The sequence below is a fragment of the Nostoc sp. ChiQUE02 genome (assembly GCF_034531305.2).
Classification (GTDB): Bacteria; Cyanobacteriota; Cyanobacteriia; order Cyanobacteriales; family Nostocaceae; genus Nostoc.
The window spans coordinates 38,094-64,308 of record NZ_JAVRBN020000039.1 but is presented as its reverse complement, the minus strand read 5'-3'; the positions used below and the strand labels follow the sequence as shown (position 1 = coordinate 64,308).

Annotated in this window: 21 protein-coding genes; 10 read left to right on the top strand and 11 right to left on the bottom strand. The window is 42.6% G+C overall.

Features of this window, described 5'->3' with window-relative positions; genetic code table 11:
- Positions 1–207 precede the first annotated feature (207 nt).
- A complete protein-coding gene (locus tag RM347_RS28295; protein WP_322718719.1) occupies positions 208–2,256 on the bottom strand; it encodes an elongation factor G in 2,049 nt (682 codons plus the stop codon).
- A 264-nt stretch (positions 2,257–2,520) separates the two neighbouring features.
- On the opposite strand from RM347_RS28295, the gene RM347_RS28290 reads away from it, so the two are divergent.
- The 3 genes from RM347_RS28290 to RM347_RS28280 all read left to right on the top strand — a co-directional run bounded on the left by RM347_RS28290 (position 2,521) and on the right by RM347_RS28280 (position 4,587).
- Positions 2,521–3,441 (top strand): tetratricopeptide repeat protein, encoded by a 921-nt coding sequence (locus tag RM347_RS28290; protein WP_322718720.1) that lies wholly within the window; start codon positions 2,521–2,523, stop codon positions 3,439–3,441.
- Positions 3,442–3,529: 88 nt separating this feature from the next.
- Entirely contained in the window at positions 3,530–4,078 is a 549-nt protein-coding gene (locus RM347_RS28285; protein WP_322718721.1) for a phosphate-starvation-inducible PsiE family protein, read from the top strand.
- Positions 4,079–4,341: 263 nt separating this feature from the next.
- Complete coding sequence (locus RM347_RS28280; RefSeq protein WP_322718722.1) at positions 4,342–4,587, top strand: hypothetical protein; 246 nt, start codon at positions 4,342–4,344, stop codon at positions 4,585–4,587.
- A 263-nt stretch (positions 4,588–4,850) separates the two neighbouring features.
- Here RM347_RS28280 and RM347_RS28275 read toward each other — a convergent pair whose 3' ends face one another.
- The 3 genes from RM347_RS28275 to trpS form a co-directional block, all read right to left on the bottom strand.
- The gene (locus RM347_RS28275; protein ID WP_322718723.1) at positions 4,851–5,063 is read right to left on the bottom strand and encodes a DUF2887 domain-containing protein; all 213 of its coding nucleotides are present in this window, start codon (positions 5,061–5,063) and stop codon (positions 4,851–4,853) included.
- A 123-nt stretch (positions 5,064–5,186) separates the two neighbouring features.
- A complete protein-coding gene (locus RM347_RS28270) occupies positions 5,187–6,107 on the bottom strand; it encodes a methylenetetrahydrofolate reductase (RefSeq protein WP_322718724.1) in 921 nt (306 codons plus the stop codon).
- Between the two features lie 58 nt (positions 6,108–6,165).
- Positions 6,166–7,176, bottom strand: coding sequence for a tryptophan--tRNA ligase (trpS, locus tag RM347_RS28265; RefSeq protein ID WP_322718725.1), 1,011 nt, complete (start codon positions 7,174–7,176; stop codon positions 6,166–6,168).
- Positions 7,177–8,037: 861 nt separating this feature from the next.
- Between trpS and RM347_RS28260 the strand changes: the two genes are divergently transcribed.
- Positions 8,038–9,618, top strand: coding sequence for a B12-binding domain-containing radical SAM protein (locus tag RM347_RS28260; RefSeq protein ID WP_322718726.1), 1,581 nt, complete (start codon positions 8,038–8,040; stop codon positions 9,616–9,618).
- 91 nt (positions 9,619–9,709) lie between these two features.
- Here RM347_RS28260 and RM347_RS28255 read toward each other — a convergent pair whose 3' ends face one another.
- Together RM347_RS28255 and RM347_RS28250 are read right to left on the bottom strand one after the other, a co-directional pair.
- On the bottom strand, positions 9,710–10,576 hold the full coding sequence (locus RM347_RS28255; protein WP_322718727.1) for a calcium-binding protein: 867 nt from the start codon (positions 10,574–10,576) through the stop codon (positions 9,710–9,712).
- A gap of 183 nt (positions 10,577–10,759) precedes the next feature.
- A complete protein-coding gene (locus RM347_RS28250; protein WP_322718728.1) occupies positions 10,760–12,019 on the bottom strand; it encodes a glycosyltransferase family 4 protein in 1,260 nt (419 codons plus the stop codon).
- A 151-nt stretch (positions 12,020–12,170) separates the two neighbouring features.
- Here RM347_RS28250 and RM347_RS28245 point away from each other — a divergent pair, with 151 nt between their 5' ends.
- Positions 12,171–12,902: a DUF429 domain-containing protein gene (locus RM347_RS28245; protein ID WP_322718765.1), complete on the top strand. Its 732-nt coding sequence runs from the start codon at positions 12,171–12,173 to the stop codon at positions 12,900–12,902.
- A gap of 37 nt (positions 12,903–12,939) precedes the next feature.
- Entirely contained in the window at positions 12,940–13,407 is a 468-nt protein-coding gene (locus tag RM347_RS28240; RefSeq protein WP_322718729.1) for a DUF29 domain-containing protein, read from the top strand.
- A 69-nt stretch (positions 13,408–13,476) separates the two neighbouring features.
- On the opposite strand, the gene glgP is transcribed toward RM347_RS28240, so the two are convergent.
- Both glgP and RM347_RS28230 read right to left on the bottom strand, forming a co-directional pair.
- Entirely contained in the window at positions 13,477–16,041 is a 2,565-nt protein-coding gene (glgP, locus tag RM347_RS28235) for an alpha-glucan family phosphorylase (protein WP_322718730.1), read from the bottom strand.
- A gap of 572 nt (positions 16,042–16,613) precedes the next feature.
- Complete coding sequence (locus RM347_RS28230; RefSeq protein ID WP_322718731.1) at positions 16,614–16,937, bottom strand: hypothetical protein; 324 nt, start codon at positions 16,935–16,937, stop codon at positions 16,614–16,616.
- A 615-nt stretch (positions 16,938–17,552) separates the two neighbouring features.
- On the opposite strand from RM347_RS28230, the gene RM347_RS28225 reads away from it, so the two are divergent.
- The 4 genes from RM347_RS28225 (at position 17,553) to RM347_RS28210 (ending at position 22,856) form a co-directional block, all read left to right on the top strand.
- On the top strand, positions 17,553–17,681 hold the full coding sequence (locus RM347_RS28225) for a hypothetical protein (protein WP_256091202.1): 129 nt from the start codon (positions 17,553–17,555) through the stop codon (positions 17,679–17,681).
- A gap of 646 nt (positions 17,682–18,327) precedes the next feature.
- Positions 18,328–19,023 carry an acyltransferase gene (locus RM347_RS28220; RefSeq protein WP_322718732.1) on the top strand — a complete coding sequence of 232 codons (696 nt, stop codon included), beginning with the start codon at positions 18,328–18,330 and terminating at the stop codon, positions 19,021–19,023.
- A 641-nt stretch (positions 19,024–19,664) separates the two neighbouring features.
- Complete coding sequence (locus tag RM347_RS28215) at positions 19,665–19,781, top strand: photosystem II reaction center protein I (RefSeq protein ID WP_041566417.1); 117 nt, start codon at positions 19,665–19,667, stop codon at positions 19,779–19,781.
- A 195-nt stretch (positions 19,782–19,976) separates the two neighbouring features.
- Complete coding sequence (locus RM347_RS28210; protein WP_322718733.1) at positions 19,977–22,856, top strand: DUF3769 domain-containing protein; 2,880 nt, start codon at positions 19,977–19,979, stop codon at positions 22,854–22,856.
- A gap of 87 nt (positions 22,857–22,943) precedes the next feature.
- On the opposite strand, the gene RM347_RS28205 is transcribed toward RM347_RS28210, so the two are convergent.
- The 3 genes from RM347_RS28205 to murJ all read right to left on the bottom strand — a co-directional run bounded on the left by RM347_RS28205 (position 22,944) and on the right by murJ (position 25,721).
- Positions 22,944–23,228 (bottom strand): hypothetical protein, encoded by a 285-nt coding sequence (locus RM347_RS28205; RefSeq protein WP_322718734.1) that lies wholly within the window; start codon positions 23,226–23,228, stop codon positions 22,944–22,946.
- Between the two features lie 222 nt (positions 23,229–23,450).
- A complete protein-coding gene (locus RM347_RS28200; RefSeq protein ID WP_322718735.1) occupies positions 23,451–23,963 on the bottom strand; it encodes an outer membrane beta-barrel protein in 513 nt (170 codons plus the stop codon).
- 153 nt (positions 23,964–24,116) lie between these two features.
- Complete coding sequence (gene murJ, locus RM347_RS28195; protein ID WP_322718736.1) at positions 24,117–25,721, bottom strand: murein biosynthesis integral membrane protein MurJ; 1,605 nt, start codon at positions 25,719–25,721, stop codon at positions 24,117–24,119.
- Positions 25,722–26,215: the final 494 nt, after the last annotated feature.

The following is a 26,215-nucleotide window of genomic DNA, read 5'->3' as shown; positions in this document are numbered from 1 at the left end:
TTAATAATTTTAGAGTAAGATGCTTATTGAATTGGCATTTTAATTATTAGTTAAGCATAACAAGTACTGAAGAGCCAAGATTTACAAATCCTTTTACAGATTAAAAAAGATTCCCGACTTCTGAGAAAAGTCGGGAATCTCAGCCTTAGAGCGATGCCTACGACAGGCAAAGCCTACGCTACTCTACAATTAATTCAAAATTCAAAATTACTTGCCGTTGCCATTACCACCATTGCCGTTGCTGTGAATGACACGTTCGGCAAGCTTTTCTGGTACTTCCTGGAGATGGTCATATTCCCAGTGGAAGGAACCAACGCCCAAGGTGAGCGATCGCAGCTCTACAATAAAATTTTGCATCTCTGCTTGTGGCAAGTATGCAGAGACATTATCCCAGCCTTGCCAATCGTTTCTCCCCTCATAGCCTAAAATTTGCCCCCGTCTACCACTCAACAGTTGCAGCACTTTCGAGGTAAATTCGCTCGGTGTCGTCACTTCCACCCGCAGAATTGGTTCTAATAACGTAGGTTCCGCTTGGGGTATCCCCGTTTGCATTGCCAATCGGGCAGCTTGCTTAAAGGCTTGTTCGGAACTATCAACGTTGTGATACGAACCATTAGTCAGAGTTACCGCCACATCAACTATTGGGAAGCCCAAAGGTCCGTGTGTCAAAAATTCCCGCACGCCCATTTCTACGCCGGGAATGTACTGTTTAGGAACCACGCCACCGACAATAGTTTCATTAAAGTTAAAACCTGTACCGCGTGGTAGGGGCTTGATTTCGAGAAAAACATCACCAAACTGTCCGTGACCACCGCTTTGATGCTTGTAGCGTCCATGAACTGAAGCCACTGTTTTGCGGATGGTTTCTTTGTAAGGCACTTGCGGTAAATGGGTTGTCATCGGCAAATTATATTTGCGGCGCAGTCTGTCTAGGGCGACTTGTAAATGAATTTCGCCTTGACCCCACAAGATAACTTCGTGAGTATCGCCGTGTTGTTCCCAAGCAAGTGAGCAGTCTTCTTCCAATAGCTTGGTGATGGCACCGCTGAGTTTAACTTCATCGTTGCGCTTTTCTGGTGTAATGGCGAGGGCATACACTGGTTCCAACTCTACAGCTTTGGGTAATTTTATTGCCGACTGCTGTTCTGTAGAGATTGTATCGCCCGTCTTGATTCCTTCTAAACGGCTCAATGCGACAATTTCACCAGCACTAACTTGGTTAACTGACTGCTGTTGTTGTCCCATCAGGCGGTAAATTCCGCCAGTGCGAATGCCATTGAGGACAATACCATCAGTTAATTTGCCCCGCCAAACACGCACGAGAGAGAGTTTGCCACCTTGGGGAGTGTAATAAGTTTTTAATACCTGCGCTAGAGGTGTATCACCTTTTAAGTTTTTTAAACGACGTTCTGCTGTTGTTTCTGGTTCGGGGGCTTCCCGTAACAAGGCTTCTAATAGAGGTCTAACACCATAATCTTGTTCTGCTACACCAAAGAAAACGGGCACTACTAAATCTGCCCCTAATTCCATTTTTAAATCTTTGAGGATTTCTTCTTGAGGTGGTTCGATGTCTTCTAAAAGTTCTTCGAGTAAATGGTCGTCAAAATTTGCTAAGGCTTCGAGCATTTCTGCCCGTGCTATATGTTCTTCTTCTTTTAAACTTTCGGGAAAGGGGATGGGGTCAGCAGGTGCGCCTGGATGATATTGATATGCCTGTTCACTCACCATATCAATAAAGCCGGTGAGTTGTTCCCCGCTCATGATGGGATATTGATGCGCTACCAGGGGACGGCTAGATACTGCTTTTAGGGCGTGCAACGTTTCCAAAACGTGAATATTTGCCCGATCCATCTTGTTGACGAAGACGAGGTGGGGAATTTCCCAATCGTCGAGGAATTTAAATAGAGGGGCGAGGGTGAGGACGCGATCGCGGATGGGTTCGCAAACTACAATTGCTGCATCGACTCCGATTAAAGCATTGTATGTCTCTTGGGCAAATTCTACGCTTCCCGGACAGTCAATAAAGGTGAAGCGAATATCGTTATACTCAGTGCTAGCGGCGCTGACTTCTACACTCATGTGGCGATCGCGCGACTCGGCAGCACTATCTCCCACTGTATTGCTGTCCTTAACACTCCCTTTCCGGGAAATTGCCCCTGTGACAAATAACAAGCTTTCTAGTAAAGTGGTTTTTCCACTTAAATAAGGCCCGACAATTGCAACATTCCGCGAACCCGATTTTACTTTTTCGTTCATAAAACCTCCCTTGCGGCAAGTCATTTATAACCGCATGATTCTGTATATATCAGGGATAAAAAATGGTTCTCTGGAGTCAAAATTACCCCTTCTTTAATTTGTTATTATCCTCTCTTTAATCGAAAGTTAAAAAAATTGTTGCCTGTCGTAAGATTTAGCTTAAGAAAAGTTAACTATCACAAAGTTTTATGGTAAATTAAAAATTTTTGTAAAAAAGTTTTTATGAAGTAAATTTAACTGAAAGTCTTGCAAGTCAGAAAATCAATGGGATTATCATTCTTTAAATATTGCATAGCAGGGTTAGTAAGTTTGATACTGGTTGTTAACATTTCCTACCCCTCTGTTTCTCTATCTGCTCCTGTCGCCTCAAAGCTGGCACAATCTAATACTAAAACTGCCATAGACTGGTTGAACCAAGGTTTACAGGCAATTCAGGCGGGAAAGGTAAAAGATGCGATCGCAGCCTTTAAACAAGCAACCCAGTTAGATCCGGCATTGGCACCAGCGCACTATAATTTAGGGTTAGCATTCAGACAAACGGGACAATTACAACCCTCTGCGGATGCATTTTATCGAGCGACGCAAGCCGATCCTAAATTTGCTCCAGCTTTTGCGAATTTAGGTGGAGCGTTGTTAGAAGGGAATAATTTACAGTTAGCCAACGATTACTTGCAACGCTCGTTGGAACTTGATCCCAAACTAGGATTTGCCCACTATAACTTGGGATTGGTACGAGAACAGCAACGAGATTGTGAACGCGCGATCGCATCTTTTAAAAAAGCCATAGAATATAGCAAAAATGCACCAGAGCCTCCTTATCATATGGGGATGTGTTATCTCCAACAAGGCAAACTCGATCAAGCAAGAGGTGCCTTTAATCAGGCAGTAAAAATTAATCCGAAGTATTCAGAAGCTTACTACAATCTTGGCTCAATTTGGTTTCAGCAACGCAAATTACAAGAGGCATTAGAGGCTTTTAGAAAATCAGCCGAAGCTAACTCTAACTATCCCAACGCTTATTATGGTGCAGGGTTAGTTTTCATGCAGTTACAGCAATATGGAGATGCAGTACAAGTATTGCAATTTGCTAGAGATTTATATAATGCTCAGGGTAATCCCCAGTGGGCGAAAAACGCCGAACAATTGTTGCAACAAGCACAAAATTTAAATTACCAACCTCGCTGAGGCGGAAAAACTTAATATTGCATAACATAAAACTATTGGGTTGACTCGCTGGTGTTGTCTGAACTAGTCCAGATTGGAAAAAACGTACATGCAAAAGCGCCAGAAAAGTCGATTTTTATTTAGCGATCGCTGGCTTGATCGGCAATCGATTGTTCGCAACATGGAAGCCTTTCAAGACTTAATTGTGATTGTTCTGTGTTTAGGTTTGTTCGCCGTCATGCTAATCCAATTGTGGGGGATAGCTATTGCCCTCATGCAGCCACTAGACTATAAACATGTGACTGCAAAAATACTATTTGTGTTGATTTTAGTCGAGTTATTTCGATTATTAATGGTTTATTTGCAAGAACATAGTATCTCTGTAGGAGTAGCAGTTGAGGTAACAATTGTATCTCTACTGCGAGAGGTAGTAGTTCACGGAGCACTGGAAATTTCTTGGGTTAATACGCTTGCAATTTGTGGTTTGTTGTTTGTTCTGGGTGGACTACTCGTGGTATGTGCTAAAACGCCACACATGGATTGTATGAGTGCTAACACTAAGTTTTGTCCGGTTGTCTATAGAGGAGGTAGAGAACGACAAAATGATTTGGAATTCCAGTATTCACGTCAATGTGATGAGAATCAACCGCTTGGATAAATTGTTATGAAAATGGGGAGTGGGAGAGACGTGATTAATCGCGTCTGTACTGGGGAGTGGGAAAAAGTATTTTCTTACTCTCTACTCTTTTGCTTGAGGCTGCATCAGAAACTTTTATGTATCTACAATCTAAAATCTAAAATCTTATAACCTACCCTCATAAGGTACATCTGACGTATTTAAATATACTCTTTTTGGAAGATGAATCCCTCTTTCAGGGTGAGTATAAAGTTAATTAGAAATCTTAAAAAGAGGTTGAAGCAATGGCTAAAAATACAGGTAACGGACAGTCTCAAGAACCAATTAGCAACTTGGAGTACGATTTTGTCACTGTGTTGCACAACAAAGCTGAAGCCGTTAAAGCTTATGATATTTACATCAAAGATGCACAACAAGTAGGGTCGCAGCCTTGTGTAGAGTTATTCCAGAAATTGCGCCAATCTGATCTTGAGCAAGCACAAGAGGTTCGCCGACATCTACAAGAAGTGATGCAACAAGGTAAGATGTAACCCAGGTTTTAAGTGCGTAGGCGTAAGTCCGTCGTAGACATTGCTTCTGGTTTAGCTAAAACAAAAAGAGGCGATGTCTACAACGGGCTATGACGGTGGGGGACTCGCTCTAAGCGAAGCTATGCCGTTCGCGCAGCGTCTCCGTTAGGAGAAGGCTTTACGCTTCTCTACGAGACGCTACGCGTAGCTTGTTTCCCCGTAGGGGTAAGCTATCGGCGTCGCACTTGCTGATTAAATTACACGCAAGCAGCGCCCACTATCAGCTAGACTGATTCTGCGCTGTTTGCTGTACTTGCGCCACTGTTAAATCGAGAGCCACCGCCACTTGCTCTACACTCAATCCTAAAAGCAGTTTCTTTTAGTTCAACTGAAACAAATTCATAGGCGTTGACATTGACAGTCGTGTCGCCAATTATTGCAAAAAATATGCTAGGAAAAGCTTGAAATAAGCTATAAAATATTTTGTCAGCTTGCACCTAGATTTAGTCAAGCGAAAATTGGATATTGAAAGTCTATCAAAAATACTGTGTACGCGTCTGTTTCAGCATAAAAAAAAGCAGATGGTTACATCCGCTTTAATAAAAGTTTCGTTATCTGCTTTACATAGATACCAACTGATTAACTGGAGCAACCCCAGCCAAATCTAAAATTGGTGCGATCGCATCTTCTCGCTTCACCGCCATCATGTGGACACCTTGACACAATTGCCGCGCTATCTGCACTTGCTCGGCTGCAATTTTTATCCCTTCCTCAAAAGGATCTTTGGCTTTTGCTAATCTATCAATAATATGTTGGGGAATATCTACACCCGGAACACATCTATTAATAAACTGGGCATTTTTTGCTGATTTTAACAGAAAGATTCCTGCTAAAATTGGTTTTTTATAACCAGCAGCAATGGCATCCATAAACTTTTCCAGTCGCTCAAAATCGGTAATTAACTGACTTTGAAAAAACTGCGCTCCTGCTTCGATTTTACGTTCAAATCGACTTTGTAAACCCGACCAACTCTTACATTGTGGATCTACTGCTGCACCAACAAATAAATCTAGCGCTCCATCAGTCAAGGGTTTTTCGTTGCAATCAACGCCTTGATTCATTTTCCGAATCAGTTGCAACAGTCGCACCGCTTCTAAGTCAAACACTGCTTTGGCATCTGGATGATCGCCTGCTTTTACTGGGTCGCCAGTCAAAGCTAAAATGTTACGGATACCTAAAGCATGAGCGCCCATCAAATCAGCTTGTAAACCAATGCGGTTGCGATCGCGGCAAGCAATTTGACAAATCGGCTCTATACCGTTTTGTGACAAAATCACCGACGCCATCAACGAAGACATCCGTAAGACTGCGCGGCTACCATCAGTAACATTGACAGCATGAACCCTTCCCTTAAGAGTCGCCGCCATTTGAATCATGTGCGCTGGATCTCCCCCTTTCGGCGGTGCTACCTCAGCAGTAACTAGAAATTCACCTGCTTGTACAGCTCTGCGGAAGGCTGTGGGGCTATGGGTGTGATGCATAAAATTAAGAATTTCAATTTCTTAAATGGTATAGCAAATCACACCTAAAAGTGAAAACTTATAGAGGAAGAGAGTAGCCTAAAGCAGCTTTTACTTGTGATAAAGTTTGATTTGCGATCGCTCTAGCTTTTTCCCCTCCATCCCGCAACACAGACTCCAAATAGCTTTTGTCCGCCGTTACCGCCTGATATTTTTCTTGAATTGGTTTCAGGGACTCAATAATTGTGTCCGTCAACAATGGCTTGAATTGTCCCCAACCCATATCTTGACACTCAACTGCTACATCTTCCTTTCTCTTCCCAGACAGCAATGTATACAGCGTTAACAAATTATTACACTCTGGACGCCCTGGATCGTCAAAAGTCAGCCCACGAATCGGATCGGTTTTGCAACGCTTAATCTTGTATTGAATCTGTTCCGGTGAATCTAGCAAACTGATCCGGCTTAACTCCGAAGGATCGGACTTCGACATTTTGCGTGTACCGTCCGCCAAACTCATCACCCTTGCCCCTTCTTTACGAATCAAAGGGTCTGGTAACTTCAGAACTGGTTGATCTGGTTTACCAAATTGGTGATTTAACCGAGCTGCAATATCCCGTGTCAATTCCAAGTGTTGCTTTTGATCTTCACCCACTGGCACTTTATCAGCTTGATAAAGCAAAATATCAGCTGCCATTAGCACAGGGTAATCCAATAAGCCTGCACTCACATTTTCTCCTTGTTTAACAGCCTTTTCCTTGAACTGGATCATGTCTTGCAGCCAGTTTAGAGGTGTAATGCAGTTGAGCAACCAGGTGAGTTCACTGTGGGCCGAAACGTGCGATTGCACAAAAATGGTGGAGTGATTTAAATCAAGACCACAAGCTAGATAGAGAGCAGCAAGAGTGTAGGTATCAGCTGCCAATTGTTTTGGGTCGTGTGGCACTGTAATCGCGTGCAAATCAGCCACAAAAAGGTAATTTTCGTATTCGCTCTGACCTTCTACCCAGTTGCGAATGGCTCCCAAGTAGTTACCTAGATGGTAATTGCCTGTTGGTTGAACTCCAGAAAGAACACGTTGCTTGCCCATAAATTTCAACTTAGTTATCTCAAATCCGCGCTAGTAAAGTGGCGATGTCTGGTGACAAGTCGCAACTCTTGGAGACGCTGCGCGAATGCGCCTACGCAAAACTCATTTAATTTTGACATTTTCCAGGTCAACTCGCTGTTGCAAGATTAGACATTTTAACTCAACTCGGATTGCTATAAAAACTCTTCACGAAGGAAAACGACAACTTAGTGTAGTAACGACAGCTTGTAGAGTAGGCATTCTAATGCCTTGTTGTAAATAAAAAGTCGATGCAATAGCATTGTCAGTCAATACAATCGCATTGTTAATCGATGCAATGGCATTGTCAGTCGATACAATGGCATTGTTGGTCGATGCATTGCCATTGCAAAAGGTTGCGTTTAGATAGCACGGCAATACAAAGACTAAACTGCAAAACTCTGTAATTAAAGCTTTTTCTCCTCATCAAAGTAGTTTATGTACTTTTTATTTACAGAAATAGACAAAATTTAAGTTTTTTTCAGAGAAAGTAGCAGTAATCTCAAAATTATGAGTTAATTTTTTCACTCAGGGGAGTCTGCTGACGAAAGCTTTACTACTCTGACCTATAAAAATGCTCAATTATTTCTGGATTTACCAGCAAACCATTGATCTGGCAGTTTTTCGCTGCACAAATCCGCCATTAGCTTTTATTACAACGGCGGTAATCCTGCTAACTGAATAAAAAATCACCTTTGCCGATGCAAATGTCTATCTAAAGACAGATAGAGAAAAAATCAGGGTAGTGGGATCGTAGCATCATCTCTGCAATGAGCATCCAAAATACGGATTTATCAAAAGTAAAAAATCTTCCAAACAAAATTTAATTAGAGGACTACAGCAATGAAAGTACTCTTACTTTACCCCTGCTTTCCCAAAACGTTTTGGTCTTACGACGAATTCATGAAAATAGCGGGACTCAAGGCATTTATTCCACCGTTAGGGATTCTGACTGTGGCCGCTATGCTACCAACAGACTGGGAAGTTCGGTTTTATGACCGCAATGTTAACCAAGAAACGGATGCTGATTGGCAATGGTGCGACATCGTGATTCTTTCTGCCATGCTTGCACAGAAAGAAGACTTTCTCGCCCAAATTCACAAAGCAGCGCAGCTGGGGAAAAAAGTTGCTGTGGGTGGTCCTTATCCAACCTCAGTGCCAGAACCTGCCCAAAAAGCAGGAGCTAACTACTTGATTTTAGATGAAGGGGAGATTACAGTTCCACACTTTTTAGAAGCGATCGCTAAAGGTGAAGAACAAGGAACCTTTCGCGCCCTTGAAAAACCAGATGTAACCCAAAGCCCCATACCTCGCTTTGATTTACTCAAACGAGATGATTACTTAATGATGGCAATCCAGTTTTCTCGCGGTTGTCCTTTTGAATGCGAATTCTGTGACATCATCAATCTTTACGGTCGCAAACCACGTACCAAAGAACCCAGTCAAACCCTAGCAGAACTGCAAACCCTCTATGACTTGGGCTGGCGCGGATCTCTGTTCGTAGTGGATGATAACTTCATTGGCAATAAGCGCAATGTGAAACGCCTCTTACAAGAATTAATCCCCTGGATGCAGGAACGCAATTATCCCTTCACCTTCCTGACTGAAGCTTCCGTCAACCTAGCAGAAGATACTGAGCTATTAGAACTAATGGCTAAAGCTGGCTTCTACGCAGTCTTTTTGGGTATTGAAACACCAGATCAAGACAGCCTGCAAGTCACTCGCAAGTTTCAAAATACCCGCAATCCCCTTTTAGAAGCCTGTCGTACGATCAATCAAGCTGGATTACTCATCTATGCAGGATTTATCATTGGCTTTGATGGAGAAAAAACTGGCGCTGGCGAGCGAATTCAAGCTTTTGTTGAAGAAACAGGCATTCCTCAACCAATGCTAGGTATACTGCAAGCCCTTCCCAATACCGCCCTGTGGCAAAGATTAAAACAAGAGGAGCGATTATTAGAAGGATTTGGAGGTTTGGAGGTGGGAGATCAAAATTCCTTAATGAATTTTGTTCCTACGCGTCCGATGGCTGAAGTTGCTAAAGAATATTTAGAGGCAATTTGGAGAATGTACGAACCCAAAAACTATCTCCGACGTTGTTTTGAACAGTGCCTCAAGATTACACCTAATCCTCAACTACAGCAAACGATGTATTTTCCTCCTGGCAAAGGACTGCGACTACTTGCACACTTGCTCTGGCGACAAGGTTGGCAACGGCAGGAAATTCGGGGTCAATTTTGGCAACAGCTTTGGACTATTCTCCGCACCAAACCCCAATTTGTGAATATGTATTTGGGTTTATGTGCCGCTGGCGAGCATTTTTGGGAATATCGGCTTTTAGCCAGAGAGCGCATTACTGAGCAGCTAGGATTTGATCCGCTGACTACGCCTACCCCTGTTGAAAAACCATTAGTTACAATTTAAGACTAGTTGATTGTTGAGCGATCGCTAATGTGTTTTTATAAATAGCGATCGCATTAATCTTGTTTACAAAAACCAAACTCTTAAATTCGATTTACCTTTCTGCCAAACCCACCTTTTTGCCAATTAGCCCCAGAAATCCAGATCCAAAGTGTTGAATCTCCAAAAAGCTTGCTTGCTCCGGTGAGGCTTTGTAAACTCGGAATGTTTTCATAATTCCCAAAGTGGCAGCACTTTCTAAAGGCCCAACAAAGCTGATATCCCGGTCGAGAAAATAAGTCTGATTAGCCCATTGAGCCATTTGATTTGCATTTAAAAAGTAGCAGCCTGCGTGAGGATTGAGGGTACGACTAAAGGTAATTGGTGTATTTAGAATTATAGCCTTGAGTTCATTTTGCTCCTGCACATTTTGAAAGGGAGCAGTTACTCGCAATGCCAAATCCCCATCAATGTAAGCTTTATGAACCAAACCGTAAGGGGAGATTTCATAACGATTTGGCTGGAGCAAATTTAAATCACCCGCTTGTTGGTTAAACCAGTTTAATTTTATAAAAAACCAGGGATCATGAATAATTAAGTCATCTTCCAAGAAGCAGTAATAATCATACTGACCGAGACAACTTTGCAGAACAGCTTGGCACTCAAACCCCAAAAGCAGAGGTTCTACATTAGTAGAATGATGCTTATATAAATGGGATGGCAAGGAAAGCTGATTCAAAAGATGATTATCTTTGCTTGTACAAATAACAATATCTAGTTCATGCGACTGCGGCTGGTTAGCTGGAAAAGCTATTCGTTGAGCAATGTTAATGATACTTTGAGATTTATCAAATAATTGGTGTAAGGCAGTAAGACTATTAATTAACGCCTGCAAGCGGGGTTGCGGGTCTTTGCGTTGGGAAGTATGACGACCCTGACTGCTAGGTTTGAAAAAATGGGCAATAGTAAAAATAATTCGCATTTTAAATATCGCTTTTATCTTTCTCTGTCATTTTTCCTTTGTTATTTACCAATAACTAATGACTAATATACTTTTTGCAAAAGTCATCCTTTTCACGCTCTTATTCACACCTTCCCATAAGACAAAAAAATATTTATGCAAGAGGCTAATCACCAATTACTAATGACTAATGACTAACATCATCTAATTTCTGCCAAATCCTTTAGAATGTGGGCGCTTTTTCAAACTCTCAGAACTTTTACCAGCGAACATCCATTGTAAATGCTGTGGTAACAGTTTCGCCAAATCATAACGCTTCAGAATTGTCGCTCGCGCATTCGCCCGAATTGCATTCATCTCCTGAGGATGATTTAGCGCCTCTTCAACCCGATTAGCAATATTTTGAGGAGAAAAGAAATCTACCAGCAGTCCATTTACCCCATCTTGTACGACTTCCAATACTGGTGAAGTCTTAGAAGCTACTAGCAAACATCCTGCTGCCATTACTTCTAACATTGACCAGGATAAAACAAAAGGACGGGTTAAATAAATATGAGCAGAAGAAGCTTGCAAAACCTGAAGGTACTCATTGTATGGAAGCCTATCTGTAAAGTGCAGCCTCGATAAATCCAAAGATAGTTTTTCCAACATTAATTGTTTATAAGTCTGACCATCGGGGAGATTCTTGCCATAAGCCACCCGATCTTCTCCCACAACTACCACATGACAGTTAGGTCTTCGCTGCTGAATTAGCGCCACGGTTTCCATAAACTGCGGAAAACCTCTATAAGGTTCCATTCCCCGCCCCACATAAGTTACCAACTCTTCCACATGAGAAAGGTCAAGATTTATTCTTGGTAAAACTAACTTTGCACCTGGTTTGGGAGCAAAAAAATTGGTATCAACACCATCATGAATTACAGTGAGTTTGCTATGATATTCTTTAGGAAACTGATGCCGCTGCCAATTCGTTGGAGAAAGACCGCGATCGCAGCTATATAAATCAGTTAAAATCGGGGTATTTTTTACGCGTATGCGGCATTCATCATCAGCATTCAGTGGTTCACTGGGATCAAAATCTGCATCCGAACCGTGAGCATGATAAAACCACTCGAAATAACACAATAATTCGGCTTTGGGGAAAATATCTTTCATAAATAAAGTCGGCCCCCAACCAGAATGACCATAAACTATATCTGGAACAAAACCCTCGGCTTTTAATTTTTCTGCCACGCGATAGACAGCCTGCGCGGTGAGAACAGCATTTTCCAGGCTGCGAACGTAGTGGTGGGTTTGGGGAGCAGCTTCACGAGAAGGAGTGTAAATAGCTTTATAAACGCCAGGTATTTCCCCTTCACGACGATTTGTCCCAAAGACGACTTGGTGATTAGGATCTTTACCTAAAACTGTCGCTAGGTTGCGAAATTGCGAGGGGAAATTGGGATGTAAAAATAAAATTTTCATCGGAATAATCTTGATTAATTTATTGCCAGATAAAATAAATTAAGACAAGCTGCTTAAGATTATAAGATTATTTTTCACGATTTTTAGCAAGTAAATTTAGGTAAATGGTTGCCCGAAAATGCGAAAATAATCGCAAATTCGTGTTATGACCATGAAATTTATTGGCATTGATTTAGGCTGGCGATCGCAACCAAGTGGACTATGCTGTTTAGAATGGATAGATGAACAACTGCAATTACTCGATTTAGACCGCAAAGAAGCCATTGCAGACATCCTCACCTGGATCGATCGCAGCGTCCAACCAGACGAACCAGCCATCATCGCCGTAGATGCACCTACCCTCATACCTAATCCTACCGGGAGTCGCCTCCCCGACAAACTCAGCCACAAGTACTTTGGCAAATATCATGCAGGATGCTACCCAGCTAATCAAAACCTACCTTTCGCAGAGCGCACCATCAACTTTGGCTTAGAATTAGAATCACGCGGCTTTGCACATGCACCCACCATTGAACCGCAAAAACTCAGCAGATATCAAATAGAAGTCTTCCCCCACCCAGCAATTGTTAACCTATTTAACTTAGAACGCATCCTCAAATACAAAAAAGGACGCCTCAGTGAGCGTCGCCTAGAACTAATCAAACTCCAAAATTATCTTCTCGATATCCTCCCCTCTCTTTCTCCTCCTCTGCGTCTTGGCGGTTCGTTTCCTTCCGAAATTCCCACCACAGGCGCAGCCCTCAAAGCAACCGAAGATAAACTAGATAGCTTAATTTGCGCTTATGTTGCTGCTTATTGGTGGTATTGGGGAGAACAGCGTAATTTGGTATTAGGCGATCGCACCACTGGCTACATTATCATCCCTCAAAGAATGTTAGCCTAAAATTGTAATCTCGTAAGATTTAACTCAAAGAGGTTTTATGCAAGGAGTTAGTTCTAACTTGAGTTTAAAAGAGCTTTATGAAATTGACGATCATCTCTGGTTAGAGGAAACAATCAAACTATTGAAAACTAACCATTTAGAAGAATTAGATTTAGAAAATTTAATTGAGGAGCTAGAAAATTTGGGTCGTAGAGACAAAGCCAAGGTCGCTAGTTTATTAGAACAAATTATTAGACATCTTTTATTGCTGCAATATTGGACAGAAGAAACTCAATATAATTCTGGACATTGGAAAGCAGAAATTAGAAGTTTTAGGAATCAATTAAAACGTAATTTGACAACGAACTTATATCAATATTTAGAAAATGAATTAGCATCAATTTATGATGATGCTTTAGGATATGTAATTGAGAAAACTGAGAGGAAATTAGATAACTTACCTCAACATTGTACTTATACATTAGAACAGCTACTAGATATTAATTATCTACCTGAAAATGTGTAATATAAAAGGCGTTGCTAAATTTAAATTAGCAACGCCTAATCTTGAGTATTCAATAACTACTCACTACTTTTATTCTGCCCAAGCAATCAACCTTGGTTCATAGGGATTAGCCAGGTGTGGATTTTTCGGCAATACACGCAAAGACAAGCCTTGCAAACCAGAAGCGGTATAAGTAATATTACCCGTGTAAATGCTCAATTGCTGTGCATCCTCCCCTTGGTAATCCATCACAACTGGCACAGCGTTAACAATCTCACCATTGGCATCGATCGCACCTTGATATAGCTCCACCTGCACATCATCATTGGTCAAAGTTGCCAAGTCAACTTTGGCTTTGACAGCAACGGTTTGGTTAACCTCAATGTCTGAAGCTGCCGATACGTCAACATCTTTGATTCTGATGTTGAACCAGTGTTCGCTTAGTTTTTCTTTCCAAGCGGCTAATTCTTTAGCTGGGGCATAGTTATCAACAGTCAGGGTATGATAGCGATCGCTAGCTGGGAAATAAGCTCTTTGTGCATATTCTCCTACCATCCGCGCTGTATTGAAGAAAGGACAATTCAACCGAATTGCATCCTTCATTTTGGCAACCCACGGACGGGGTAAACCATCACTATCCCGGTGTTCATAAAATAACGGTACAACTTCCTTCTCTAACAATTCGTAGAGAGCATTTGCTTCTACTTCATCTTGGTAGTTGGGATCGTCGTAATTCTCCCCATGTCCAATTGCCCAGCCTGTGCGGACATAATCAGCTTCATCCCACCAGCCATCTAGTACACTTAAATTCGGCAATCCATTCATTGCCGCCTTCATACCACTAGTACCAGAAGCTTCCCGTGGACGACGCGGTGTGTTCAACCAGATATCGCAACCCGCAACCATCAACCGGGAGATGTGAATGTCGTAATTGGGAACAAACACCACCTGTTTTTCTAAATGTTGTTCGCGGATAAAGTGATTGATCTCGCGGATCAGTTCTTTACCAGGAATATCCTTGGGATGTGCCTTACCAGCAATCACAAATTGCACTTTCCGGTCTTTGTTAGCTAGTAAAAGCCGCTTAATGCGATCCAGATCGCGCATCCAAAGAGTAGCGCGTTTGTAGGTGGCAAACCGACGGGCAAAGCCAATGGTGAAAGCGTAAGGATCTAAAACTTCTTGGGCTTGGACAATTTCGGAAGCGGAAGCGCCGCGATCGGTCAAATGCTTGACCAAATGCTCCCGCACATACAAAATCATATCCAAACGGCAGCGTTCGTGATTGCGCCACAACTCCTCATCGGGTATGGCGTCCATTCGCTCCCACAATGGGCTATCTGGTGGTGCTGATGACCAGTTTGGTCCCAGGTAGCGATCGTACAATTCTTGAGTCGATTTCGCAACACAACTCCGAGCATGGACACCGTTAGTAATTGCTGCGATCGGCACTTCTTCTACTGGCACTTTCTGCCACAAGCCCTGGAACATTTGCCGCGACACCACACCATGCAGTTGTGCTACACCGTTAGAAAATGTTGCCATCTTCAGCGCCAGCACCGCCATACTGAAAGGCCCAGATAAATCGCCTGTATTCTCGCGTCCCAGTCCTAAAAATTGCTCTTTGGGCAACCCAAATATCTCTGCATAGTACCCCAGGTAGTACAGCATTTTGTCGGGAGCGAATAAGTCAATCCCTGCTGGTACTGGCGTGTGGGTGGTAAAGATATTGCTGGAAGCCACCACCTGTTTAGCTTGAGCATAATTCAGTCCTTCTTCCTGAATCAGCAAGCGGATGCGTTCTAGGGCGGAGAAGGCGGCGTGGCCTTCATTCATGTGGTAGGCTGTGACTTTCAGCCCCAAAGCTTTGAGCATTTGCACACCACCGATCCCCAGCATAATTTCCTGGTGGATACGCATATCGATGTCGCCACCGTACAGCTGATCTGTGATGTCGTGGTCGTAAGTGTTGTTGGGTTCAATGTTGGTGTCCAGCAGATACAAAGGCACTGTTCCCACTTGTACACGCCAAACTCTGGCATACACCTTGCGTCCGGGATAATCTACCGCAATCCGCAGTTCTGAACCATCGGCATTGCGCTCTAGATGCAAGGGCATATTGTAGAAATCGTTGAGCAGGTAGCGTTCCTGCTGCCAACCATCGGCATTGAGATACTGGGCAAAATAGCCTTGCTGGTACAGTAAACCTACACCCACAAGCGGTAGCCCCAAGTCACTGGCAGATTTGAGGTGATCCCCCGCCAGAACGCCTAAGCCTCCAGAATAGACGGGCAAACAATCTACAAGTCCAAATTCCGCCGAAAAATAGGCGTAGCATTCTTTTGGTTTCTGCTCCCGTTGTTTCTGATACCAGGTACGCTCTTGCAAATAATCGTCTAACTGACGGTCAGCTCGATCCATTTGCGCGAGAAAACCTTCATCTTCGACAACTTCCAAAAGCCGCGATTGAGAGATAGTACCGAGCATCAACACCGGGTTATGATGGCTAGACTCCCACAGGTCAGAGTCTAAGCGACGAAATAAATCCTTAGTATCAACGTTCCAGTCCCAGTGCAAGTTATATGCTAGGCGCCGTAGTGGTTCGAGTCGCGGCGGTAGTGAAGGGGATACGTTAAATGTGCGAATTGGCTGCATAGGTTGGCAAAACTCCAAGTTTAGCTATGGTTATTGTTTACTCTCTTTACCAATGTTGCCAATTCTTTATACTGTACTTTGTGAAAAAGCGATGACTTTGTTAAGCATTGAGAATTATTTTTAACCTCGTTGCTAAAGTTTACACCAAGGTGTTTCTAATTCTATGCCTGACTCTGAGCCATATACTTGGTATATTAAGATTTAATCATTTACTGGTATGTATCACTTAAAAAAATCTAGTTTTGAATAAATAATTTATATTTATTTTAGTATTGCGTTCGGGGATCAATTCTAAAGTCTTAGCTGAGGGTGAAAATTCCCCATAGCTGTGTCCAGGAAAGTTAAAATTTTAATTATTTTTTAATAAAATTGCGCTGTTAAAGAAGCAGTGTAAGAAGGCAGGAGGTAAACCCCATAATTAATCGGATGAAAACCTTACCAAGCAGTTAACCAGGAAAAGCGATGCCTGCGGTGGTCACTGAGCTTGCGGAAGTGCGGACTACGCCTACGTTAACTACTTGGTATTAAATCATTGACACTAAACCAGGAAAATAAATTACGAAGGTGTTATTTTATGCACCTAGTGAAGGCTGATCTTTAGTATTTTTTGTCATTGTCAGAGCTACAGCTGCGGCATAAGCAATCTCTGCTGCCATTTGATAAGCAAGTTTGATACTCGATGAAGTGTCCTTGGCTTTAGGAGAGGGAGAAGCTTTTTTTCGGCGCGACTCTTGTTTGACATCACCTGCTGCAATAGCTCGTTGTAAAATGATCCAAGCATCTAGGTCTTCTGAGTCATAATTACTTTGAAGTTGCGATCGGATTTGGTCTTCGGCTACAACACTCAGAGAGCCGGTATTTAGAGCTTGTTGTACAATTTCTTTAATTAAAGCCATAATTTGAACCAAGTGTGTGAGTTAAAACTGATACCTCAATTTTGGCAATTTGATGTTGTGTCGTGGACTTCTCCTAAAAACTAAGCTACGTTTTAGCTTTCTTCCAATAAAATTTATAATAAGTAGTACCAAGCACGCATCACCCGCTTGGCTCACCCGAATGGGTGATTTACAAATTTTTAGATATAAGTAATAGGGAAGAGGAATATTTTTAGCTTTTTTAGGAAGAGGGTGTAATCAGTATAGTAGATATCATTCTGAGTTGAACGCAAAATCATAAAATAACTTGGACAAGCAACGGTAGAAATATAGACAAAAATGCCAATTAACCGTTTACAGGATTTTTCAAATCTCCATACTTAATGTATCTTTTATAAGTGTATAAATTTATTTGCAAGTAGCGTAGGCTTTGCCCAACCTAGGCATCGCTCCAGTAAAAAAGTTAACTGATTTCCACCATTCTTATCAATAAGCAACCTGGAAATCAACTTATTTATTTAATAAGAGTGTTCCACAAAAAATAAAATGTGTTATCGTTAAAAACAATTGTTATTAAAAGCAATTCACCTAATTACAAACGTGAATTGACTAGTCTGTAAATCATCCGTGTGCAACATGATTGGAGCAGCATACTCTAGAAATTCGTTGCAAGAAAGCCGTCATAGCAGTCGGGGAAGCGCTTACTTGTTTGCACCGATGGTTAACTTCAATGTGATGGCTGATGTGGGAGATAATCCACCCTAATTGGGTTTTTATTTGGGCAAAAATACCCAAAAAAATCCAACAATAATTACATTGTTATGCTAGGCATAAATTTTATCTAAACTTTGAATATAGTCTAGTTAAATGTATTTTTTGTTGCAAAATAGCTTGTGGAACTGAGTTGTTTCAAAAGACTAAAACCGCTTGAGAAAAAGTAGCCTCAAGGTAAATAACTCTATCCCTAGTTGCGTAACAAGCTTTTCAAATTTGCCGAATAACCAAACCAGTAGCCTATCTAAACCAGCAAATTTTCCCATCAGACAATTTAATAGTCTGAGGCTTGACTTTGCAATGCACTGAAATTGTTTTGTTAATTGCTCTGGTGAAAAAGAAGCCAATTTTTTACGTAAATATAGTAAAAAAGCTTCTAGTAACTTAACGCAATTGTACATATCAACTGGGTAATTCCACACACCTAATTTTAAGAATTGCTCACATAGTCAAAGCCAGACTCTGGTTTTTCAATATTTGAAAAACTATCAAAAGATATTGGGAAATTTCGGTAATACTGCCAATTTATCTCCTGCGTAAAAAAATACTAACGCTGTTGGCATTAGCTGAAGATTAGGATACAGCCAAAACAACTTTGAACACTGTCAACAACAATTGATTGAAGAGATATGTAGCCATGCATAACGAGCAATATTTTTCGAAATTGCAGCGAGTGCAAGAACTTTTAGTAACTACGGTGTTAGGAGATATTCCGACACTTATTCTGGGCCCAAAGTTGCGTAATTTGGGATATCGTAGTATTTTTGCTCAGATAGGCAGCCCAGTGTATATTCAAAATGGTGTTGAATTTATCGGCACTTCTTGTATTGAAATTGGCAATGGAGTCTATATTTTCAAGGGTGTGCGGATGGATGCTAGAGGACACAAAAATAATAGAATTCATCTAGGAAATCGAGTCGCTATTGAGCGTAACGTTGATATAGGGTCTTTGGAAGATACATGTATATATATTGCTGAAGACACCTTCATAGGCCCCAACGTGTCTATTGAGGGGCCAGGAGACATTAAAATTGGTAAACACTGCTTAATTGCTGCCCACTCAGGGATATATGCCAATAATCATAATTTTGCCGATCCCATGGAGCCAATTAAATACCAAGGTATTACTCGCAAAGGAATTGTGATTGAGGATGATTGTTGGCTAGGGCATGGAGTAACAGTATTAGATGGCGTTACTATCGGCAAAGGCAGTGTTATTGGTGCGGGAGCAGTTGTCAATAGAGATATTCCTCCTTTCTCCGTTGCTGTAGGCATACCTGCACGAGTAATCAAAAACCGAATTGGCAAAGACTTAAGCATTACTTCAAGCTGAGAAGTAGGGGATTAGGCATTGGTGTCAACTTAAGCTAAAACCCTTTTAAAACCTCGTTTCCAGCCAGAGGCTGGAAATGCTCTTATTCCGGCTCTGCCGCAAGTCTTAAGGCGGAGCTTCGCATTAGGTATTCCCAGTCAGAGACTCTCGACGAGACAATCTATCAAAGCTTTGTCTGGACTGGTTTTGATGTTAAGTTGACACCAATGGGGATTCGGGATTCGGGACAAAGAGAATTATTTCCTGTAACCTGTAATTTGTAACCTTTACCCTTTTTTTAAGAAACTTTTGCCGTCAGTGAACGTCATGAGAGTAAACAATCTCTGAGTTATTTCTTAGGGTCATCTAAGAGTCAGACAACTGACATCTTGCACCATTCTCAATAACCATAAGATAGACACTGCTAGTATCCAGTCCTCAATCCCCATTGCCCCTTATCCCCAGAGGGGGCACCGAGTTCCCCAATCCCCAGCGATGCACTCAGCTTGTCGTTGGCGCAGCCTCTCCAAGAGTTGTGTCCTCAGTCCCCAGAGTCCTCTAAAAAAGGGACGAGATTTGGGTAATATAAAGTAGCTATCTTTTCTGCATGGCACAATCCTGAAAGAAAAGCTCTCTTTGTTTTACCCGTTGGAGATATTTCTATGCTGACTTTAAAAATCGCTGTTTATATTGTTGTTGCCTTCTTCGTAACTATCTTCATCTTCGGATTTTTGTCGAACGATCCCGCTCGTAACCCCGGCCGTCGGGACTTAGAGTAAAAGGGCGATAAATCATCCGCGACTTTGGAAGGCGGAAAATACTAAACGCCACAGAAACTTACTAAGCGAAAGTTAGTAAGTTTCTTCCTCCAGGTAGCTTGCTGTAGGTAGCAGAAGGCGACAGTCGGAAGGCAAAATGTATGTTTATCCTTCCCTTCGTCATTTGGCTGTTTGTTAGCCCGATTTTGCTCAAATATGCTTCATCCAGTTCTGCCACCCGATCCGCCTCCTATCCTCGAATCTTTACAACCTGTAAATCCCGCCTCATCTGCTAGTCATACAAAGTTTCTTTCAGGTGTAGATACTGGAATACACGAAAAGACAGACAAATTCAAGCAAGCCAAGGATTTGGCTCAGTTGGCAGTTGCGGGTAACACCAAGAGCGATCCTTTATTGCCAACTCCGAACAACTCAACTCAGGATGACTTAGTAGTTGCTGAAACTTCCTCTGTACCTCATTCACCAGAAACCCTCCCACCAGAAACTTCTCCACTCAAGGGTTCTGGAAGTGCTGCACTTTTAGGGCGATCGCTGGTCGTTGGTTATCCCACACAAGAGGTTAAAACCTCTAATCGCCAAGATCACGAAAATACAAAGACAAGTCCGAGCGTCAGCCTCCGGCGCTCGGAACTTATCCTCAAGTCAGCGTTGCGTAAACGGGAGACGCAAAGAGAAGCCACTGCGTTGCCAAGAAAAGTTGCAGCGGAGGTTTCCGACCTAGACGCAAAGCGTGAACCTTCTCAAAAATTCGGTGAGCGATCGCCAACTTCCAACTCTAGTGGAGAAAAACAAACCTTTTTGGATGGTAGCTTTAGCTATAGAGTTTCCCCAAGTCCCCTTGTCGTCCAATCTCCGCGTCCTCTTCAAATTGCCCCAAATCTCACAAACAGCAACAAGTTAGTCGAGTCCAAGGCGGAAATTTTAGCTGAAAAGTTAACCCAACAAAAACAGCAAAGTGATATTACTGCACAACAGTCTCCACAAGGAGACAATATCTCTGTATCTGCTGCTGATCTTACACCGAGTTCTCAATCAGTACAAAATTTCATAACATTTAAGTCTCGTAACCCGACAAACAAACTCTCAACGCCCATCACTGTAGAATTCAAGTCTCAAGTCCAACAACAAACTCAAGCACCAACCCCTACACCAGAGTCAAACACCACTAATCAGCCACAAGGTCAACCATCTGGTACAACTGCGCCAGTTAGCACGCCGCCAGCTAAACCGAGAATTGTAGAAGTCACTTCAGATCGGCAAGAGTATGACGAGCAACGGCGAATTATTACAGCTGTTGGTAATGTAGTTGTGCGATTTGATGGGGCGGTGGTGGATGCCGATCGCTTGCAAGTCAATTTGGACAACTTGATCGCTGCAGGAGAAGGCAACGTAACTTTAACACGGGGCGATCAGGTACTACGTGGACAACGCTTTACCTATAACTTTGTTCAAGATAGTGGGGAACTAGAAAATGGTAGAGGAGAAATTTACGTACCTTCAGCACAAACAGATTTTGCTTTTTCACCCACGGGTATAACTGCTGGTGGAGTCCCAAAACGTCCACCCAGCGACCGCATTAGAGCCAATCAGCCCGTTTCCGGTGTGAGTAGCCCTGGAGGAATTGATGTGACAATTGGTGGTCAGGCAGATGCTAGCAACATCCCGCCACCGAAAACAGGGGGTGCAGTCAATCGGCTCAGGTTTGAAGCTGAACAAATTGACTTTTATCCGCAAGGCTGGCAAGCAAGTAATGTCCGCATCACCAACGATCCTTTTTCGCCCCCAGAACTAGAATTACGCGCAGATAAAGTAACTCTGACGCGAGAATCACCCTTGGTAGACCGCATCAGGACACAGAAGCAGCGTTTGGTATTTGATCAAGGCGTCTCCTTACCAATTCCGGTGAGTGAGCGGACTATTGACCGCCGGGAGCGCGACGTTACACCTGCAATAGTTTCCCCTGGTTATGATGGAGAAGATCGGGGTGGTTTGTATCTTGAGCGTGGCTTTCCAGTGATCGATACAGAGAAGACACGCTGGACAATCACGCCCCAATTTCTAGTACAGAGAGCTGTGCAAGAAGGAACGGGTGACTTAGGCGCCCTATTTGCTGTCAAGACAAAAATAAATTCTGTTTTGAGTCCACGAGCAGTAGTTGAAGGGACTGGAGAGTTAACCAGTTTTGACCTGAACAAGGTGGAAGATAATTTGCGGGCGAGGTTGGGATTGCGCCAGATATTAGGGACTTCTCTTCCCCACACATTGAATCTGGAATATAGCTACCGCGATCGTTTTTACAACGGTACCCTCGGCTTTCAAACCGTCCAGAGCAGTCTTGGCGGCATTATTACCTCTCCTGTAATTCCTTTGGGCAAGAGTGGCATCAACCTCACCTATCAGGCAAGCGCTCGATATATCAATGCCAACACCGATCGCCAAGACTTACTAGAACCAGTGCGGGAAAACGATCGCATTTCACTAGGTCGTTTACAAGGCAGTGCTTCCCTCAGTAGAGGGCTGTTGCTGTGGCAGGGAAAACCATTACCACCTACTGCCACTGAGGGATTACGATACACAGCTAACCCTGTAGTTCCTTACTTGCAAGCGATCGCTAGCCTCACAGGCACTTCCAGTTATTATACCAATGGTGATAACCAAAGCACCCTAACTGCTACAGTTGGCTTACAAGGTCAAATTGGTCATTTTTCTCGACCTTTTTTCGACTATACCGCTTTTAATATTAGTTATTCTCAAGGCTTAAACAACGGATTATCACCCTTTTTGTTCGATCGCTCCGTTGATAACAAAGTGTTGAGCGCTGGGATATCACAGCAAATCTACGGACCTTTTCGCTTAGGCTTTCAAACATCTGTCAACTTGGATACTGGTAAAGAAACTAGCACCGACTACATTTTGGAATATAGCCGTCGCACCTATGGGATCACCTTGCGTTACAATCCGGTGCTGGAGTTAGGCGGCTTCAGCATTCGAATTAGTGATTTTAACTGGGGTGGCGGCACTGATCCATTTACTGAAGTTAAGCCAGTAGTAGGCGGCGTAGAACAGGATTATTAGTCAAACAGTTATCAGTTGCCCTACCTGACACTTGATTCTCTAACTGCAATGGAAATTTTGTATTCACATTTCTATCTTTTGCCTAGTCTAAGGACTTGGCATGACTCGACAGCGTATCCCACAATTGCTTGATGCCGCACCAGGTATTCTCAGGTTGGCATAGTCGCCGCTTAGTTGAACACGTGACGGTGGTTGGTGTAGGGTTGCACAACATCTTTGCACTGCGGCTTGGTACTCTCGCCATTGCTTACGGATTGCAAGACTTGCGGCATCGTTACCTAAGTCGGAAAATTTTAGCCCAGCCCGAATCAGCCAAGATTCCACGTCAGTTGTTTCACCAAGTATTTCTGGAATGGGATTAATCTTTTCCATGAGTAATATATTTTACGCATATTCAAAATTGGTAATTTTACTTTAAGAAATACTTTTGATAATAGCCAATATAATTGTTTATCAAAATCATAAATGAAAATGATTAAAAAAATGGGTCATATCTGAGTATTTATACTCAGATATGACAGAAATAATTACTATTACGGCTAGCAAACATCATTGCTTTAGCTTACAAATAAGCTGTTTTCTAGCTCGTAATCACTAGAAGCGATAGCCTAATCCAGCTTGGAAGCTGACAGCATCAGCATCACTATTTTTGTAGGCGTCAATACCCCATTTAGTATCGCCATAGGCAATGACATTGTTGCTAACTTCTGATTCAATCCCAAGGGTGACTACAGGTGCATTCTGATTGCCCAATGGGGTTTTTTGACCTTCGTCAGTTACAAAAGAATAACCACCACCGAAGTAAACGTTAGTATTTTTAGCGATGGGCGCATCGTAAGTCACTATGGGCATAATTGCGGCAGCATCACCACCATACAGCACAGAACCCCGCACTGAAACAGGCGCATTGGGAACGGCGTAACGTCCTTGGATATTGCCACCAATTTGTGCTTCATCGTTTCCTTGTCCGCCGCTGGTTGCACCAACCGCAACACCAGCACCGATGTAATTGCCGTTTGTACCCGCTGTTTGAGCAGAAGCAATTCCCGCGGAGAGGATAATAGAAGCAACTGCAATTGCAGAGGCAGCTAATTTTGTAAGTTTCATAGGATTCTTCTCACTAGAGTTAGGTAAAATCAATGTTCTCTAGTACTAGAATCTCTTTTTTTACAAAATGTAACCTCGCACACCTGGCTCACCCAAGTGGCTGAATTATTTCTCATCCACTTGGGTGTACCAACTGAAATATTCAAATAACAGCTATTTCTTCAAAAAGCGCTGACGTAGACGAGATATAAATATACTCACCTCTGGTATTTTCATCCATGAAGCGATCGCAGCAAATACAGCAATCCCCACGAATCCTGATACACATAACTGCAATACCAGAATCAGTAAACCCGTTTTACCTAAGAATTGCTGAGAAGCAACCAATGTCCCATAGCTTGCTACCCCAGCTACCAAACTACCCGCAGTCAAGCCCAGAATCGGCAAACTCCACTCACGCCAAGGTAAACCATTGAGTTTGCGATCGAGCAACCACAACAGCATCAACATTGAGCTACAATTTACACCCACTGTTGCTAACACCAAACCGGGCGCGCCAAAAGGTTTAACGAAAAACCAATCTAATAAGATGTTGAGCAAGATGTTAAAAATACTGATGCGAAAAGGTGTCTGTCCATCGCCTAAAGCGTAGAATACCCGCACCAAAACATCACGTCCCAAATAGACAAACATCCCAATCCCATAAGCCACTAACAATGATGAAACTAACTGTGTGGCTTCTGGCTTGAAAGCACCCCGCTCATATACCACCTGAACAATGGGTACAGATAGCGCCACCATCAGCGCCCCTAACGGTAGCATGGTGAAAGCGGTGAGTAAAAGTCCTTGGCGAATGCGTAATTTTAAATCTGGCCAATTTTCTGGGCCGGCAAGTTTGGCAAATATGGGTAACAGGGGCAATAAAATGATATTAGAAATAATCCCTAAGGGAGTTTGGACTAATAGATTCGCATAGTTAAACCCTGCCGCAGCACCAGGAATAGGACTGGCAAAATAAAGGTCAGTGGCAACATTAATTGGCATCATTCCAGAGGAAACTGTTGCCGGAGTCATGATTTTAATCACTTCTTGAACGCCTGGGGATTTGAACTCAAACCGCAGGCGTAATGTGCCTAATCCTAACCGCCACTGGACAATTAGCTGCACTAACCATTGGAGAATTGCTCCTGCTAAAGTTCCCCAAGCTAACACCATTCCCCCGATTAAAGCGTATTCTGGCTTAATAATGTCTTTGCCCAGTTGCATAGCCAAGATCGCAAGGCCGGCAACAACGGTAATACTGGATAATAAAGGACTAATGGAGAGTAACCAATATTGATTAGCTGCATTAAGAGTACCGAAACCAATGCCAATTAATCCTGAAAATAAAGCCATTGGTGCCATAATGCGGAGTTGTTGAATTGCGATCGCTCTGGTTGTCTCTTCCAAGCCATGACCGACTAAATCAACGATCGCATCCGCAAATAAAATCTGAGCAACTGTCACCAGCAACAGTAATCCAGCCACCAGCGTTGTCACAGTTTCCACTAGGGGAGCCGCTTCTTCTCGCCGCCGCTTGGCTAAAACGCTGACAACTGCACTATGTAATGGCCCATTGACACCACCGAGTAATATCAATAGAAAGCCAGGGATAATATAGGCATAACTATAGGCAGTGGCAGCAGCACCAACACCAAAAGCGGCAGCGATCGCTTGCTGCCGCACTAAACCGAAGACTTTACTTATTAATGTGGCTGCGGCAACAATGCCAGCAATTCCAGCGAAAGAACGAGAGGGTTTTTGGTCTTGTTGTGTCACGAATATTACCCGACAACTCTTGCAGAGTGCATATTTTAAAACATTTAACCTGAAATCCCGTAGTCTGTCAGGTAAATTTTGACAAATTAGTCATTTTTAATGCGTTCGCCCTTGGTATTAGCAAAGCGATGCCTAGGTTGGGCTACGCCTACGCTCAAAATGAAATTCCTGAGATTGCTATAATAGTACGCATTTTAGCTCTCATTTTCAGGTGAAGGCAGGAACTCTTGCACAAAGAGAACATGAGAAAAATTAAACTAAATCATGGGTTTATTGATTATCAGCCAGTCAGAACGACTCAAAAGGGGTCAGATAGCTTTTCTGATTTGTCTTGGCAAGACTAACGTTAGTTATGTTTTTCGTTGTATACAAGCCAAAATTATTTTTTAACACATTATGAGGATAGATCAAGAAAGGGGAACTATAACAATAACCATCTTCTGGGAAATAGTTGAACACTGTAAAAATTTGCAGTTTGTCATATTTTTGACACC